The sequence below is a fragment of the Anaerococcus lactolyticus S7-1-13 genome (assembly GCF_000758765.1).
Lineage (GTDB): Bacteria > Bacillota > Clostridia > Tissierellales > Peptoniphilaceae > Anaerococcus > Anaerococcus lactolyticus.
Genome location: NZ_JRMW01000039.1, coordinates 16,769 through 33,717, shown reverse-complemented (window position 1 = coordinate 33,717; position 16,949 = coordinate 16,769). Strand labels below are relative to the sequence as shown.

Here is a 16,949-nt window from a genome sequence, read left to right as displayed (position 1 = left end):
CCAGAATGAACGAAGTAATCACCCCAAAGTAAGAAAAGAGGTAAGCAATGTACTATGTATACATCCTAACAAACGAACATAACCATGTTCTATACACAGGCATAACAAATGATCTTGAAAGGCGTGTCTACGAACATAGACACAATCAAGAAAAAAAGAGCTTTACCTACAGATATAATGTGAAAAAATTAGTATACTTCGAAGAGGGAGAATCAGCTGAGGGAGCGATTTCTAGAGAAAAACAGATTAAAGGCTATGGACGAAAAAAGAAAATAGCCTTAATAGAAAAAATGAATCCAGAATGGAAAGACCTATCAGAAGGCTGGTCAATATAACTAGTGTCATTCAGAGGGAGTGAAACGACCGAAGAATCCCACATACGCAGGACCAGAATGAACGAAGAAAACCCTAATTCATGGGATTCCTCGTCGAATCCTCCGGATTCTCTGTCGGAATGACAGTAGGAAATATAGTGTAATTTAAGCACCCAAGATGTCATTCTGAGCGAAAAAGGAGCCTGTCTCGAGCGAAGTCGAGAGAAAGAATCCCACAAAGACGGGACATCTCAAACGAAGAAAACACCAATAATTATTAGGCTCTTGCCTATGATTATAAAGCCGGACCTATGCTGCAAGTACTGGGCGGGGGATGGCAAAAGCTCATTGAGCTAGCAAAAATGTCACAAATCCTCACTTTATGATATAATAGAGTAAAGGAAAGCTTACTTTTTAGGCAAGAGCCAAAAGCAAAGCACAAAGGGCAAAGGCCCACAGACATAAAAAGATGACCTATTTATAGGAAGGCCCACTTGGTATATCCCAAAGGCCCCCAACCCTATAAGCAGCTGGCCCACCAGCACGAAAGGCAAGTCGCTAGCCTTTCTGAAAAAATATCTTATCGGATATTTTAAGCGACACTGACAAAAAATATAAAGGAGAATAATATGAAAAAGAAAATTTTGTCATTACTTACAGCATTCGCCATGGTATTTGGTATCCTAGTAGCACCATTTACGACTGCAAGTGCAAACAATGCAGACGAACCAGTAGAAGTTCCAACTGGTAAATTGGATGCAAATGATCTATCAGAAACAAAACCACCAGTAACAGAAATTGATCTTTATAAGCTAGTAACCAAGGAAAGCTATAAGAAGGGAGCAGCATGGGAACATACTGGTGGTAAAATAGCACCTGATACTGGTTCGAAAAACAAGTATGAATCATTAGGTAGTAAGGTTGAAGGTTTAAAGGGAGCTAAGTTTACTTTCTACAAAATTAATGTAAAGGTAAATGCTAGTACAACAGATACCACAGGTAAGGAAGCTAAAACACAAGCAGAGGCTGATAAGCTTAATGAAAAATACTTCAATATTTTAAAAGCTAATCCAGCAAACTTTGAAACTGCTGATGTAATGAATCAAATCATGACAAAAGGTTATCCAGTAGCTGATGGAGCAACAAAAACAATTCCAGCAGGAGTTATTGAAAAAGCAACTGGCACAGGACTTACAGATGGTGAAACAGCTGAAACAGATGATAACGGTCTAGCAACTCTTAAACTAGCTGATGGTTACTACTGGGCAGTTGAAAGTCAAGTTCCAGAAAAGGTTACAAGCAAAATGGCAGTACCATTTGGTTTGACTCTTCCTATTATGAATATTAAAGATGTTAAAAAAGGACAAGATACTATCAAAGCAGGTACCCAATACCTAAAGAAACTTTACATCTATCCAAAGAACATCCAAACTGACAACGTTCAAATCGACAAAGACCATGCTAATTATGATGAAACTACTGGCAAATGGGTCGATAAAGATGGTAATGAAGTTCCTAGTAGCAAATTAGGTATAAAGTATGACCAATACCAAAGAAATAAAGACACAATTTCTAAACAATTAGGTCAAGAAGCACCTTACCAATCATCTACAGTTCTTCCAAGAAACTACACATTTGAATCATTTACTTGGATAGATACAATGTCAGAAGGTTTGACTTATAACAAAAACCTTGAAGTTACAATTGACTACACAGATGCTGATGGTAAAACTATCAAAGAAAAACAACCATTTATCAATGCAGACAATAAAGCAACATTTGTAACTGAAAGAGATAATGGTTATGAAATAAAAGTTAAAAAAGCCCAAGTTGCAAATACATTAGTAGAATACTTAAAACGTGGTCCAGTAACATTCCATTTCTCATACTCTGCTAAGGTTAATAACTCTGCAGCAGTAGACAAACCACAATCAAACAGTATTACATTTATTCCAAAAGAACCAAAAGGCGTTCCTGAAGTAGAATCTGCTAATGGTAAGATTGAAATTAAAAAATCTTGGAAGAAAAAAGGTCAAGATGCAAATCCAGCTGCTAAAGATTTAACTTACTATGTCGAAGATGCAAACGGTAAAACAGTAGCATCTGTAACTGTAAAATCTGACGCTACTGCTGGAACAGTTATCCAAGCTGCTAATGGAATCACCTTTAAAGTAGGAGATAACTTCGGTTCAGGTACTTTTGAGGGACTTCCAACTGGAAAATTCAAGGTAAGAGAAGCTGTTAATGGTTACCTACCAACCTACGAAATACCTGGAGCTGTTCCTGGAGGCGATGCACAAGCACCAGCTGGTAAACTTGACATCATAAACGACGACAACCCAGATGTTAAGAAACCATCTGAACCAAAAGTCTTCTTACACGGCAAGAGATTCGTAAAAATGGATCAAACAGGTGATACAACAAGACTATTTGGTGCAGTATTCGCTATTAGAAATAAATCAAAAGCTGCAAATAACAAAGATAAGGATAAATTCTTAGTTGTTAAAGCTAATAATCAAAAAATTGCTGAAGTTCAAGCTGTTAAAGATGCTAAGAAAAACTTAGATGAAAAGATTGACGCATACAACAAATTAACTGCAGAAGAACAAAAGAAACAAAAAGGAACATACGATACAGCTATCGATGGACTACAAAAAATATACAACGATGCAGTAATTGCAGCAAGAACAGATTACACTTGGGAAGAAGGTACAGGTACAAATAAAAACACTCCACCAGAAGGTGCATATAAACTTGTATCAGATGGACAAGGTAGATTTGAAATCACTGGTCTTTATGCTGGCGACTATGAACTTGTAGAACTTACTGCCCCAGTAGGTTATGCTAAGCTTGATAAACCAGTTGCATTTACTGTAAAAGACGGAACCTACGCAGGTGATAAGACAAAAGAAGTTAAATATACAGTAGCAGACGATGATTCTGGAGATAAGAAAGCTGAACATGGCTACGGACAAAGAGTAGACAACAAGAAAGTAACAATCCCACAAACAGGTGGTATTGGTTCTCTAATCTTCATAGTTGCAGGTCTTGCAATAATGACAGGCGCATTCGTAGCTTACAAAAAATCTCAAGCTGTTGAAGCTTAAGTAAAAACAAAATAACAAATCTTATTGGTCAGTACGTACAATAAGACAAAAACACAAAGCCAAAGGGGCCCAAAGCCCCTTTACTTTGTACCTATGCACTTTAGCAAAACATTGTTTTACTGTATATGATATATACAGTAGGTGAAATAAAAAAATAAGTATCATAGTGTATTAGGTTGATAATGGGAATGGATATTGTAAATTAGTCTAGCAGATTATGTTATATTGCATTTTGATATTTGGAGGTTATTTTATAATTATGAAAATTATAGAACGCAATAAAAAATCATTTATAGGATTAATAACTATTGGAATTATTATAGGAGTAGCATATGTTATCACATTTATATTATCAAAAGAACCTGATAACTTTTGTAAACTTTTATTAGCAGCTGTGATTTGGTTTTTTGCTATAATAGGAATTTCATACTTAATAAAAAAATTAAATATCTATACTGAGAATGAATATGATATATTTAATGATTTAGCTGATATCATATCTAGTGGTATCGCATTATTTACTATGCTAATTGCTAGTTTTTCTGGAAAAGAAATTGATAAACAAGGAACTTTTTTAATCACAATCGTTTGTTTAAGTGTATTAAAGTTATCGGTAAGCATACTTAATTTTCAAAAGAATAATAATAAAATGAGAAGCGAAAAGTAAAAAAAGTGGGGAACGATATTCTATAAAATCATTAATAGCTGGCTTGGAAAGAGGATTATTTTGTCGATAGGTTGTAAAATTAAGGTATAATCATAATAACATTATTGAGGAATAATTTGTGATGAGTTATACAGAATTTTTGAAGATTATAGGATACCATGCTACATCAACTTTCAGGGCTATGAATATAAAAAGCCGAACTGATTTTAAAGCTAGTGAATCAAAGGAAGAGTGGCTTGGTAAGGGAGTTTATTTTTGGGATGAGCTTATTAATGCCAAATGGTGGTCTAAGGTTAGAAAATTTTATAATCATAGACGTATATTTAAGTGTCAGCTAGAATGTAATGATATTTATTTTTTGGATTTAGATAAAACCGAAGATTGTACCATCTATAAGAACTTTATTAATAAATTTGAATCTTATGTTGATAAATTAAGTTACGAATTAAAGGAAAGGTCTATAGATTATAAATTCAAGAGTGAGAAAGAAATTAGGTGTTTTTATCTTGATGCTTTTAAAGAACTAAATAAGATTAAGATGATTGGAAGGTCTTTTGATGTAGAGGGTGGAATAGGGGCTGATGATGGTATTGTACTTAGAAGACGTCAAATATGTGTGACTGACAATTATCAAAGTGATGTAATTAAATCAATGGAGATATACTATGAATAAAAAATATGAAATATGGAGTAAAAATATTGAGGATGCTTTCAATAGTGGAGAAATACTTGATATTCTTGACAGAGTTGCATCTAAAAGAAGTATAGAGAAAACTGGAACATTTGAAAAAGACCTTATTTCTGCTTCATATGAAAGTTTACTTGATTTTAGGCCAGATTTTAGTATTTTAGATGAAACCTCGCATACAGTTTATAAAAAGGCATATAAGCCAAATAAATCTAGAGCATTATGTAATAAGCCTACTAGTAAGCAATATCATAAGAGTAATATAAATAAAATTCCTATTGTAAAACTTGTAGAAATATAGGGGTAATCTATAACTATTTTGATCTAGTGTGATATAGTAACGCTTATAGTGATAATAATAGAAAAAATAATCAGATTATTAAATGTTATGTGCGTTCAAAGCATACAGAAGAAGCCAAGCAACAGCTTAATTAATAACAATTAATTAAATAAAAACTTATTGGTCAGTACGTATAATAAGCAAAAACAAAGTAAAGGGGCCCAAAGCCCCTTTACTTTGTACCTACATACTTTATTAAAATATTGTTTTACCGTATACGTTATATTTAATTTTATAAATTATGTTATTTAGGAGTGTGGGATTTGTTGATAATGATAGTTGGTATTGAAAATAAGTTTAAGAAATAAAGAATAAGCTCCTGAACGATAAAGAAAAATTACAAGTTTGTAAAATGCAGATTTATGAAAAGTATAAGCAAGATAAAGTGGATAGAGAAGCTTATCTATTTCAAAAAAATACTTTAAAAAATCAGCTTTAAAATATTGATCAGGAAATTTCCATTATAGAAAACGAGATAAAGGAAAATACAACTTCAGAACATAAGTTTAATGTAGATAAGTTAAAAGAAGAAGTATCAAATGTAGAGCTTGTTTTAGAATGAATCAATGAAGTCATAAACAAGATATATATTTATGACAAATAAATAGTTGAGATAGTTTGGAAATTTTATTGCTGACCTAGATTGTGTTACTTATTGTATGCTGACTAATTTTATTCAATGATGGTATAATATTAGAAAATAATAGAGGTACTGCATAATGGATATTATAGAAGTTTTTGCTAAAAACGTTAAAAAATATCGAAATAAAATGGGTTTGTCACAAGAAGCTTTTGTGGAAAAATCTGGATTGCATAGAACATATATAAGTGCATTAGAGTGTAAAAAAAGAAGCATTGACTTGGATAATTTACAAAAAATAGCAGATGCTTTGGAGATAGGGCCATATTTATTATTCAAAGAATAAATAGTAAGACAGGGGGATATTAAGTGAACAGGATAATTTATTTTAATTATATAGAAGAAAAATTAAATACGTTAGCATATAGAGTAGAAGTTAGAAGTAAACTAAATCTTTTGGAACTTAATATCCATTCGGAGAATTTTTTCGCCTATTTGTGTAATATCATTTTTGATTTAGAATTAGAAAACTTGAATTTCTCATATCAAAATATAGACGGAATAGATTTAATAGATAATAAAAATAAAGTTGTTGTGCAAGTTTCTTCAACTTGTACAAAAGCAAAAATCGATAATTCTCTAAGTAAAAAAATATATACTAAATATAAAGATTATAGCTACAAGTTTATGTCTATTTCCAAGAATGCACCTTCTTCTCTAAAAAACACTACTTTTAAAAATCCATATAGTATGAAATTTGATCCAAAACAAGATATATGGGATGTTGGGTTACTCCTTAAAAAAATTTTGAACCAAACAGTTTTTAAGCAAAGACAAGTATATGATTTTATAAAAGCTGAATTAGGGCAGGATGTTGATTGCGTTAAAATTGAGTCAAATTTAGCTAAAGTTATTAATATTTTAGCAGCAGAAACACTTGATGTTAATGCTGGCTCTCCAGAAATAAACTCTTTTGCCATAGAGGATAAAATTTCATTTAATGATTTAGAATATGCTAAAGATATAATTGACGATTATAAAATCTTTTATCACAGACTTGATGAAATATACAGCGAGTTTGATAAAGAAGGTAAAAATAAAAGCTTCTCTGTTTTACAAGAAATTAGAAGGCAGTATATAGAATTAAATAGATTAAATAATACTCCTACGGATATTTTTTATGAAATAATTAATTGTGTTATGAAAGTCATAATTGAAAGTAGTAATTATATAGAAATGCCGATGGAGGAATTACAAATGTGTACGGATATACTCGTTGTAGATGCTTTTATTAGATGTAAAATATTTAGGAATCCGGAGGGATATAATCATGTTATTACCAGATAATATTCATCCTGAACTTAGTATTTATTATAATGGTTCTGTTATTTTAACAGAGCTTGAAAAAGAACCTGAACAAAAGCTTTTAGAATTATATCATAATGTAAAAAAGTCAAATGACATGTCATTTTCCGTGTTCGTATTGAGTTTAGACTGGTTGTATTTAATACAATCAGCTCAAATAAGTGAGAAGGGGGTAGTAAAAAAATGTTTATAGAAAAAATGAAAATTTCTACCAAATATGAAACAATTCGAGAACTGAATTTTCATAAAGGTATGAATTTAATAATTGATAACACTCCTTTATCAGATGATTTAAAATCAACAGGGAATAATGTTGGTAAAACAACAGTTTTAAAATTAATTTATTTTTGTCTAGGAGGAGAAGGTAAAGATATTTACACGGACGAAGAAAATAAAAATAAAGTGTATGATGAGGTTAAAAATTTTTTAATAAATCAGGAAGTATTAGTAACTTTAATCCTGACAAATGGATTTAATATACAAAAAAAAGAACGATTAGTTATTCAACGTAATTTTTTATCAGGAAAAAATGCTATAAGGAAAATAAATGGCAAATCAATATTGAAAAAAGATTTTGAAAATGAACTATTAGCAAAAATATTTCCGGAACATAAAAACGAAAAACCTTCTTTTAAGCAAATAATATCTCATAATATTAGATACAAGGACAATAGTATTAATAATACTTTAAAAACATTAGTTTCTTTTACCTCTGATGTTGAATACGAAACTCTATATTTATATCTATTAGGTTGTGGATTTGATAGTGGTGCGAAAAAGCAAGCACTCACTAATAAGATAAAGCAGGATAATGCATATAAAGAAAGAATTGAAAAAAATCAGAATAAGAACTCATATGAGGTAGCATTGGCTATAATTGAAGATGAAATAGATGAGTTAAATAACAAAAAATCATTATTGAATATAAATGAAAATTTTGAAGAGGATTTAAATAGACTAAATGAAATAAAATATAAAATAAATAGAATAAGTTCACTTATCACTAAACTAGAAATAAGAAGGGATATGATCGTTGAAGCAAAAAATGAGATGGAAAAAGATATATCTTCAATTGATTTAGAGCAATTAAGATTGTTGTATAGTGAGTCAAAAGAATATATCCCTAATTTGCATAAAACATTTGAAGACTTAGTTGCATATCATAATGAAATGATAGTCGAAAAAATTTCATTTATAACAAAAGAGCTACCATCTTTAAGTGATAGAATTGAAAATGAAAAGAGAACCTTAAAAGTCTTATTAAGTGATGAAAAAGAGTTGTCACTAAAAATTTCCAAAAGTGATTCTTTTAATGATTTAGAAAATATTATTTCTGAAATAAATGAAAAATATAGATTAAAAGGGGAATATGAGAATATAATTTCACAGATAAACGAGGTGGATTCAGTTCTCAAAGAAACAGAGAATGAACTTAAAAATATTGATCAATATTTATATTCTTCTGATTTTGAAGAAAAACTTAAAAAACAAATAAAGAAATTTAATAAATATTTTTCTTCGGTATCATATGAACTATATGGAGAAAAATATGCTCTGTCATATGAGATTGTCAATAATAAAAAGACAAATAAGCCTGTATATAAATTTAGTACGTTCAACTCAAATATGAGTTCAGGCAAAAAACAAGGAGAAATCCTATGTTTTGACTTGGCGTATATAATGTTTGCAGATGAAGAAGGAATATCCTGTTTGCATTTTTTATTAAATGACAAAAAAGAATTGATGCATGATAATCAATTGTTGAACGTTGCGGATTTTGTTAAGAAAAAAGATATTCAATTAGTAATTTCAATATTGAAAGATAAGCTGCCTGACGATCTATTGAATAAAGCAAATATTGTTGTAGAGCTATCACAAGAGGATAAATTATTTAGAATTGAATAATGCTATAAAAGGGGCTATTGCAGAATGAATAAATCATCCCAAATCATTAGAGTAACCTCCACGAAAAGTCTCACACGCCGACAGGCTAGTCTCCAAGAGTAGACGGGCTTGTTCTCTCATGGCAGGAGCATTCATAGCCTACAAAAAATCTCAAGCTGTTGAAGCTTAATAGATTTTAGAATTAAAAATAAACCCAATCGCAAGTACGTGGGTTGAGTTATACAAGAAAAGAGGAGGATTTTCTCCTCTTTTTCATTACATATAAATATAGTTTTTGAGTGTATAGGAATAATAAAGAAAAAATTCCAGTGATAAATATAATATATATTATATATCAGTTTACAAAGAATAAATTTTAAAAATTATGTTTATAGTTAATATTTAATGGTTTAACGAAAATATATAGTAATGGCGTTTGACAAGTTAGATTAAAATCAATAAGTTAGGGGGGGACTTAGGTCGTTCTCTATTTTTTATGAGTATAGTATGGGATAATCTTTTAACAATAATTTAATGATATGAGAATAAACCATTACAGTACGAGATAGTAGATGTGATGGTTTATTTTTTAGATTTTATAAGTTTGCTTTATATATTCAGTCATTGACTAAATGATAAATCCATGTATAGTGACAATAAGATATTACCTTTAGGGTAATAATCAGGAGAGTGTTTTGATTATAGAATATTCCAATAAAAAAATTGAAAAAATATGTACGGATTTAAAACATTCTAAGAAGAAGCTAGGTGATAGGGAGTCTATAAATTTGTTTAAAATGATAAATTTTATTGAAAATATTGATAGCGTTGAAGAGCTTATCAATATGAAAAGGTATAGGCTCCATATACTTAATTATACTGGTGGCATCTATTCTTTATCGCCTGGTGGTGTAAGGATGAGTATTAGGGTGAAGGTGTATTTTAAGGATAATTCTTCTAATATAGTTGCTGATATTAGTAATACAAAAATAATTAGGATTGTAAGTATTCAGGAGGTGGGAACACATTATGAGTAACAATATAGTTTCTTATGAAAATTTGATAGCTTTTCATCCAGGTTCTTATATAGAAGATATTATTGATGATCTAAATTTATCTCAAGATGAGTTTGCAAGAAGGATGGATGTTTCGGCAAAGACTGTATCTAAGATTATTAATGGCAAGTCTAGAGTTACCAATGAATTGGCTGAAAAATTGGATAGGTTCACAGGTATAAGCTATGATACTTGGATTAAGCTTCAATCATCCTATGACCAAAAGATAATTGAGATCAATGATACGAAGTCATTAGATGAAGAGAAGCGAATTGCTCGTCTAATTGATTTTAAATATTTTAAAAGAGATTTACCTATATTGGCCGATAAAAATTATAGCGTGCTTGAAAAAGTTGAATTTTTAAGAAGATTTTTTAATATTTCAAACTTAAAATATTTGAGAGATTTCAATTCTAATGTTAGTTATAGAAATAAACAAATTATGGACGAGTTTAATGAAAATTCTGTAATAAAATCTAATATTATGCTTGAGATTGCTATTAATATTGCTAGAGATAAGGCTGATAAAAGTTTAAATTTAAGAAAACTAAATGACAGTTTTGGAGAGATTAAGACTCTTATTAGTGATATAAATTGCTATGATAGGTTGAGCGATATTTTATATGAGTGTGGGATTATCCTAGTTACACTTCCATATTTAAGTGGTTCAAATTTGAATGGAGCTGTTTATAAATTTGCTAATGGTTCAGTTTTATTATTAATTAGTGATAAGCAGAAAAAGCGTGATATATTTTGGTTTACACTTATGCATGAATTGGGCCATATTTTAAATAAAGATTTTGATTCAAATCTTGATAAAAAAGAATATGAATGTCGTGAGGTTGAAGCAGATAAATTTGCTCAGAATTTCTTAATTGATCCTGTAATTTACAATAAGTTTAAAAATAATGGAAGATTTGATAGACTTAATATAGAAAATTTCGCAAGAGAAAACTCTATAGGTGAGGATATAATTGTAGGACGATTAAAATATGATGAGTCTTTAGAACAAAATATATTCAATGATTATAATAGGGAAGTTATTTTTCCGAGGATAGACTCGACTTTATTTGAGAGTATTTAAGGATTAGTGGAGAAGTTTACCTAGTATTGTTTTAAAATTCAACATTAAGTGATTTATAAAATAACCATCGTAGTTTATTTATACTAGGATGGTTATTTTTGATTTTATAACTATAATCGATAATCTCATATGGTTAAAGTTATATTATTAAATTATAATTTTTGGATATACTCATGAATGAGTGATGAAATTTTGCCTCGATGAATTGAGTTGGGGATGCCTTTGGTGAGCGTTTTTATCTTGCTCCATGGGGGGCATTTTATAATACTTAAGATTTCAAATTTTGGGTATAAGTATAGGTGGAAAGATTTAAGGAGGGGTTATGGATTTTATTGAACTTGCTAGGGAGCGTTTTTCGTGCAAGAGTTATGATGGCAGGAAGGTGCCGGAGGATAAGCTTGGGCTTATTTTGGAGGCGGCTCGTTTGGCTCCGACTGCAAAAAATTTGCAAAATTATCTTATTTATATAGCGGAGTCTGAGGAGGCTCTTAATAAGGTGGATGAGGTGACTCCTTGCCGTTATGGGGCTAGCACTGTGCTTATCCTTACCTATGATGAGTCTAAAGTTTTCACCTATCCTGGTGGCAAGTATGATTCTGGTTTTGAGGATACTGCTATTGTTGCAAGCCATATTATTCTTGCAGCCCAAAGTGTGGGTGTGGATTCTTGTTGGATTAATAATATCGATCCTGATGAGGTTAAGAAAGTTTTTAATCTTTCTGATGATGAGGTTGTAGTTTGCCTTATTGACTTAGGTTTTAGGGCTGAGGGTGCAGGCCCACTAGCCAACCACAATAAGAGAAGAAGTGTTGATGAGATAGGGAGATATATTTAGGATATTTGTTAGAAACCGAGGGGGATAGATTTCTTTTATTATCCACGAGTCTATGATTTACGGAATTCCTCCTCTCGACTACGCTCGAGGGAAACTATCTGTCGGAATGACAAATGGGGAAAAAGTAACATTTAGCACTCGCTTGTGTCATTGTGAAGGAGCTAAGCGACTGAAGAATCCCATAAAGGAAATGCCTCACAAACGCAGAAGTCCCTCGCTTATCTAATGGCAATTTTTGGGCAAAAAAATAGGGCTAATTAAAATTAGCTCCAGAGTGTAGACAAATTCAATTATAAATAGATAGTAATTTTGCTAATCCCTAATTTATGGGATTCTTCCTCACTTCGTTCGTCAGAATGATATGAATATAGGACTTTGTTGATTGTCTGAAGCTAATTAAAAATTAGCTCATAGTTTCAATAAAAAAGCCCCCAAGATTTAACTTGGGAGCTTTTCTTTATGCTTGTATTACATCAAGGGCAGCTTTTTCTATGGTTTCTACTTCTGCTCTTGCCTTGCTATTTATTAATCCTTTTTTTGTTTCTAGGACTTGTGATTCTATAATCTTATCCATTGCAGCGCTCACGTCTGCGTCTTTGTAGGTGTCTTTTGCTTGATCTATTGTAACAGTTCTTTGAGTGTTGTTTGCATCTTTGAAGTATAATTTCAATTTTTTGCTATTTGTATTTTTCATTCGCTATTCCTCCTTAATTTACTGATCCGCTGTAGATTTCTTCTTCGTTGGCCTTATAGATTGAGTAGGCAATCTTGTTGTCTTTTCCGTTGACTAGGGAAAGATAGGCCGCAGCAAATTTCATTAAATTATCATTTGTACTTTTTTCGTTGACTTGAATAAAAGTCTTTGTGTAGGTTTTGTTGGCAGAGCCTTCATTACCCTTAATCTCGAATTTGATTTTAATTTTCATAGTATCTCCTTATTGTTTTATTATCGGCGCCGTAATAGTAAGTAGTAAACTTTCCAAAATTGTCCCTCACATCTTGACAATATTTCAAAATATGATACAATATTCATATGAATAGTTGTTCATATGAAAAAGATAGAAGTGAAAAGAGGTGTGAATGAAGGTAGATATAGGTAATATTTCGGATAATGACCTTAGTGACTTGGCTGACCTTTTCAAAATTTTTTCTGACTCGACTAGGATGAGGATTATGTATAGGCTTTTTGATGGGCCTGTGAGTGTAGGCGACATTGCCGAAAGTCTTGATATGAGTCAATCAGCCATTAGCCACCAACTTAGAAACTTGAAGAAGAACAAGCTTGTTAAAAGCGAAAGGGATGGCAAGTCCATCATGTATTCACTTCTTGATGAGCACGTAAAATTAATTATTAAAATTGGCCTAGAACACGTTTGTGAATAATAAGGAGGAAGTATGAAAAAGAAATATACAATTGAAGGTCTTGATTGCGCCAACTGTGCAGCAAAAATTGAGGAAGCTTTAGGAAAATTAGACGGAGTAGAAAGTGCGACAGTGTCATTTTTATCTGAAAAGGTGAAGTTTGACCTTAGAGATGATGTCGACCTTGATAAGCTAATTGCAAAGGCAAATGAAATAGCTGATAAGATTGAACCAGGATCAAAAATTTTGGTGGACTAGATGCTAAAATCAATCACAAATGACCATAAGCAAACTTTTTTAAAGCTTGTTTTGATTGTCATTCTTAGCTTTGCCCTTCAATATTTTGCTTCGCATATTGCTTGGGTCAATGGCTATATCCTAAAATTATGGTTTTTGGGGCTCTATCTTCTTGCAGCCTGGGATGTCCTTAAGGAAGCCTTTGAGGGTTTAAGACGTGGGAAGGCCTTGGATGAGAATTTCCTTATGACCATTGCCACAGTGACTGCCTTTGTCATTGGCGACTACCTTGAGGCTATTGCTGTTATGGTTTTCTATGGTTTTGGAGAACTTTTTGAAGAGATTGCAACCCATTCTTCTAAGGAAAATATCAAGGGGCTTTTGGACCTAGTGCCAGACCTAGCCAATAGGGTCCTAGAAGATGGCACAGTCGAGGAAATCGACCTTGATGATGTAGAAGTAGGCGATATTTTGATGGTGCGTGATGGGGAAAAAGTAGGTGTGGACGGACTTATAGTTGAGGGAAACGCCTTGGTTGACACATCTTCTGTTACAGGCGAGTCCATGCCTGTGGAGGTGAAAGCTGGAGATGAAATAATTTCCTCAACAATCATTACCCAGGGTATCATAAAGTACGAAGCTACTAAGGAATTTGACGATTCTGTGGCAGCAAAAATCATCGAACTTATCGAAGATTCCCACATGTCAAAATCTCAAAGTGAAAGACTAATTACTAGATTTGCCAAGGTCTATACCCCAATAGTGGTTGGCTTTGCCTTTCTGCTTGCCATAGTACCACCACTTTTGATGGGAGGTGCTTGGTCAGATTATCTTTTAAGAGCTGCCACTTTCTTGGTCCTATCCTGCCCTTGCGCCCTAGTTTTGTCAGTCCCACTTTCCTTTATGTCGGGCCTAGGCCTTGCCAGCAAGGAAGGGATTTTGATTAAGGGAAGCCAATATTTTGAGGAACTAATATCAGCAGATATTCTTCTTACAGATAAGACAGGCACCCTTACTACAGGCGAATTTGTTGTAAAGGACATAGAATTTTTAGCAGACTACGACAGGGAAAGGGCCCTCGATTATATCTATAATATAGAGAAACTATCTACCCACCCAATCGCTAGAGGAATTGTAAATTCTATGGATAGGATGGAAAATCCAGACCTCTTTGAATCAGTTGATAACAAGAGTGGCTTGGGAGTAGTAGCTATAACAAAGACCGGGGAAGAAGTTAAGATTGGATCAGCAAGATTTATTGGTATAGAAAATGACCAAGCGAGAGCCGTTTATCTAGGTGTTGATGGTAGGGCGATTGCCAAGGTTATTATAGAAGACGAAATTAAAAAAGACAGCAAGAATACAATACAAAGTCTTAAAAAAGATTTCAAAAAAATTGCCATAGTATCGGGCGATGCAAAAGGCCCTGTAAAAGACTTGGCAGAAGAGCTAGACCTTACAGATTATTATGCTGAGCTTATGCCAAAGGATAAGCTAGATGTAATGAAAGATTTTAAGGCTAAGGGCCACAAGGTGGTCTTTGTAGGTGACGGTATCAATGATGCCCCAGTACTTAAAAATGCAAATGTGGGCATATCCATGGGCGAAACAGCTTCAGACCTTGCCATAGAATCATCTGACATCCTTGTAGCCAATGGGGAGTTTAGTCAGCTGGCAAAACTTATGAAGATAGCAAATCTTACAAACTCTACAGTTATGCAAAACATATTTTTTATCATGACTGTTAAAATTGCTATTCTTATTCTTGGCCTCTTGGGTATAGCATCAATGTGGCTAGCTATTTTTGGCGATGTAGGAGTATCAATAATTTCCATAATATGGGCGATGAGAATCCTAAAAATAAAATTATAAGGCAAAAGGAACAAGGCGAAAGGCTTTGTTCCTTTATTTTTTTTTGTTCATTTTTTCTAACAAAAAAACCAAAGCCGGTTGACTTTGGTTTTTATTTATGCTAATAATTCACTATATTCTTCAGGGCCTTTTCTTATTTTCATTGGGTCTTTGAAGAAGTCTTTTTCTAGTTTCACTAGGACTGGAGCTAGCCTCCATAAGGCGTAGAGGTTTGGCAGAGCCATCAGACCGTTTAGGATATTTGACACTGTCCAGGCAAGGCCTAGGTCCATATTTGCTCCAACAAAGACGAAGATGACATAGACAATCCTGTAGTATTTTTTGATTCCCTCTCCAAAAAGATAGGAACTAGCAAGTTCGCCGTAGTAGGCCCAACCCAAGATGGTTGAGAAGGCAAATAAGCTGATACCCAAGGATAGGATTAAGCCACCGATTGAAGATGTGGAAGCGAAAGCGCTAGCTACAAGGCTTCTTGCATCTACTCCTACTGACCTGTCGACCCCAGTGGTCAATATTACTAGGGCTGTCAGACTACAAATAATCATGGTGTCTACAAAAACTTCGGTCATTCCCCAGAGACCTTGGCGAATTGGGTGGTCTGTGGCAGCTGATGCGTGGGCCATTGGTGAAGAACCAAGACCTGCTTCATTGGTGAAAACACCCCTAGCTACACCGGCAGAAATAACTGATCTAACTGTTATACCTGCCACTCCTCCAGCCACACTCATTGGTGCAAAAGCTCCAACAAAGATTGACTCGATTGCAGGGATGAGGTTGGCACGATTTAGAAAAATTATCCAAATTGATCCAAGGATGTAAAACAATGACATGAAGGGTACAAGTTTTCCTGTGACCTTGCTAATTGTGGAAATACCACCAACTATAACTATGCCTGCAAAGATACTCAAAACCAAACCGGTAACGAGGGTGCTTACGCCAAAATTATCTCTCAAAACCCCGGCTATGGCGTTTGATTGGGTAGAATTTCCAATCCCAAAAACGGCTATTGATGCGAAAAGCGCAAAGGCCTTGGCAAGCTTTTTGTTCTTTAGTCCCTTTTCTATGTAGTACATCGGACCACCGACAAAAGAGCCAGACCTTTTTTCCCTATAGGCAAGGGCAAGGGTTACTTCAGCAAACTTGGTAGCCATACCAAAGATAGCAGCGACCCACATCCAGAAAATGGCACCAGGTCCTCCCATGATTATGGCAAGGGATACACCTACGATGTTGCCAGTACCAACTGTGGCGGCAAGGGCTGTAGCTAGGGCAGAAAAAGGTGAAATATCACCATCAGCCTCATCATTTTCTGCAAAAATTCTGCCAAGGGTATGCTTTAGGGCAAAACCCAACTTCCTAAACTGGACTCCCTTAAGCCTTATACTAATATATATACCGGTGCCCATTATACCTAAAATAAGGGGCAGACCCCATAAGAAGTCATTAAAACTCTCTATAATCTCTCTCATAATATCTTCCTTAAAAATGTTATTTTATTATTTTATTCTAATACTTATTAATTACAAATCACTTTTTAAATTTTTTTCAAAAAAAATTAA

The 16,949-nt window shown here is 33.2% G+C and carries 18 protein-coding genes; 15 read left to right on the top strand and 3 right to left on the bottom strand.

Annotation, left to right across the window (positions count from 1 at the left end; translation table 11 throughout):
* Positions 1–47: 47 nt before the first annotated feature.
* From HMPREF1630_RS07235 to HMPREF1630_RS07180, 12 genes are all read left to right on the top strand, one after another.
* Positions 48–335, top strand: coding sequence for a GIY-YIG nuclease family protein (locus tag HMPREF1630_RS07235; protein ID WP_037328431.1), 288 nt, complete (start codon positions 48–50; stop codon positions 333–335).
* A gap of 608 nt (positions 336–943) precedes the next feature.
* Positions 944–3,421 carry a SpaA isopeptide-forming pilin-related protein gene (locus HMPREF1630_RS07230; RefSeq protein ID WP_037328430.1) on the top strand — a complete coding sequence of 826 codons (2,478 nt, stop codon included), beginning with the start codon at positions 944–946 and terminating at the stop codon, positions 3,419–3,421.
* 259 nt (positions 3,422–3,680) lie between these two features.
* On the top strand, positions 3,681–4,088 hold the full coding sequence (locus HMPREF1630_RS07225) for a hypothetical protein (protein ID WP_037328429.1): 408 nt from the start codon (positions 3,681–3,683) through the stop codon (positions 4,086–4,088).
* Positions 4,089–4,209: 121 nt separating this feature from the next.
* Complete coding sequence (locus HMPREF1630_RS07220) at positions 4,210–4,761, top strand: hypothetical protein (protein ID WP_037328428.1); 552 nt, start codon at positions 4,210–4,212, stop codon at positions 4,759–4,761.
* The gene (locus tag HMPREF1630_RS07215) at positions 4,754–5,077 is read left to right on the top strand and encodes a hypothetical protein (RefSeq protein ID WP_037328427.1); all 324 of its coding nucleotides are present in this window, start codon (positions 4,754–4,756) and stop codon (positions 5,075–5,077) included. The genes HMPREF1630_RS07220 and HMPREF1630_RS07215 overlap by 8 nt, the downstream gene beginning before the upstream one ends.
* Before the next feature lie 758 nt (positions 5,078–5,835).
* A complete protein-coding gene (locus tag HMPREF1630_RS07210) occupies positions 5,836–6,042 on the top strand; it encodes a helix-turn-helix domain-containing protein (RefSeq protein ID WP_037328426.1) in 207 nt (68 codons plus the stop codon).
* Between the two features lie 23 nt (positions 6,043–6,065).
* Positions 6,066–7,043: an ABC-three component system protein gene (locus HMPREF1630_RS07205; RefSeq protein ID WP_037328425.1), complete on the top strand. Its 978-nt coding sequence runs from the start codon at positions 6,066–6,068 to the stop codon at positions 7,041–7,043.
* Entirely contained in the window at positions 7,027–7,254 is a 228-nt protein-coding gene (locus HMPREF1630_RS07200) for an ABC-three component system middle component 6 (RefSeq protein WP_037328424.1), read from the top strand. The genes HMPREF1630_RS07205 and HMPREF1630_RS07200 overlap by 17 nt, the downstream gene beginning before the upstream one ends.
* On the top strand, positions 7,245–8,966 hold the full coding sequence (locus HMPREF1630_RS07195; protein WP_037328423.1) for a DUF2326 domain-containing protein: 1,722 nt from the start codon (positions 7,245–7,247) through the stop codon (positions 8,964–8,966). The genes HMPREF1630_RS07200 and HMPREF1630_RS07195 overlap by 10 nt, the downstream gene beginning before the upstream one ends.
* A gap of 674 nt (positions 8,967–9,640) precedes the next feature.
* Positions 9,641–9,982 (top strand): hypothetical protein, encoded by a 342-nt coding sequence (locus tag HMPREF1630_RS07190; protein ID WP_037328422.1) that lies wholly within the window; start codon positions 9,641–9,643, stop codon positions 9,980–9,982.
* Positions 9,975–11,084, top strand: a complete 1,110-nt coding sequence (locus tag HMPREF1630_RS07185; protein ID WP_037328421.1) for a HigA family addiction module antitoxin — start codon at positions 9,975–9,977, stop codon at positions 11,082–11,084. The genes HMPREF1630_RS07190 and HMPREF1630_RS07185 overlap by 8 nt, the downstream gene beginning before the upstream one ends.
* Positions 11,085–11,406: 322 nt before the next feature.
* On the top strand, positions 11,407–11,919 hold the full coding sequence (locus HMPREF1630_RS07180) for a nitroreductase family protein (protein ID WP_037328419.1): 513 nt from the start codon (positions 11,407–11,409) through the stop codon (positions 11,917–11,919).
* A 457-nt stretch (positions 11,920–12,376) separates the two neighbouring features.
* Here HMPREF1630_RS07180 and HMPREF1630_RS07175 read toward each other — a convergent pair whose 3' ends face one another.
* Positions 12,377–12,613 (bottom strand): DUF2922 domain-containing protein, encoded by a 237-nt coding sequence (locus tag HMPREF1630_RS07175; protein ID WP_004827790.1) that lies wholly within the window; start codon positions 12,611–12,613, stop codon positions 12,377–12,379.
* A gap of 13 nt (positions 12,614–12,626) precedes the next feature.
* Complete coding sequence (locus tag HMPREF1630_RS07170) at positions 12,627–12,845, bottom strand: hypothetical protein (RefSeq protein ID WP_037328417.1); 219 nt, start codon at positions 12,843–12,845, stop codon at positions 12,627–12,629.
* A gap of 154 nt (positions 12,846–12,999) precedes the next feature.
* On the opposite strand from HMPREF1630_RS07170, the gene HMPREF1630_RS07165 reads away from it, so the two are divergent.
* Genes HMPREF1630_RS07165 through HMPREF1630_RS07155 form a run of 3 tightly spaced genes read left to right on the top strand, consistent with a single transcriptional unit; the run spans position 13,000 to position 15,390 of the window.
* The gene (locus tag HMPREF1630_RS07165; RefSeq protein WP_037328415.1) at positions 13,000–13,302 is read left to right on the top strand and encodes an ArsR/SmtB family transcription factor; all 303 of its coding nucleotides are present in this window, start codon (positions 13,000–13,002) and stop codon (positions 13,300–13,302) included.
* A gap of 12 nt (positions 13,303–13,314) precedes the next feature.
* Entirely contained in the window at positions 13,315–13,539 is a 225-nt protein-coding gene (locus tag HMPREF1630_RS07160; RefSeq protein WP_037328413.1) for a heavy-metal-associated domain-containing protein, read from the top strand.
* On the top strand, positions 13,540–15,390 hold the full coding sequence (locus tag HMPREF1630_RS07155; RefSeq protein ID WP_037328411.1) for a heavy metal translocating P-type ATPase: 1,851 nt from the start codon (positions 13,540–13,542) through the stop codon (positions 15,388–15,390). It abuts the gene before it with no gap.
* 95 nt (positions 15,391–15,485) lie between these two features.
* Here the strand turns inward: HMPREF1630_RS07155 and HMPREF1630_RS07150 are convergent, their stop codons facing one another.
* On the bottom strand, positions 15,486–16,859 hold the full coding sequence (locus HMPREF1630_RS07150) for an alanine/glycine:cation symporter family protein (protein WP_081931889.1): 1,374 nt from the start codon (positions 16,857–16,859) through the stop codon (positions 15,486–15,488).
* Positions 16,860–16,949 lie beyond the last annotated feature (90 nt).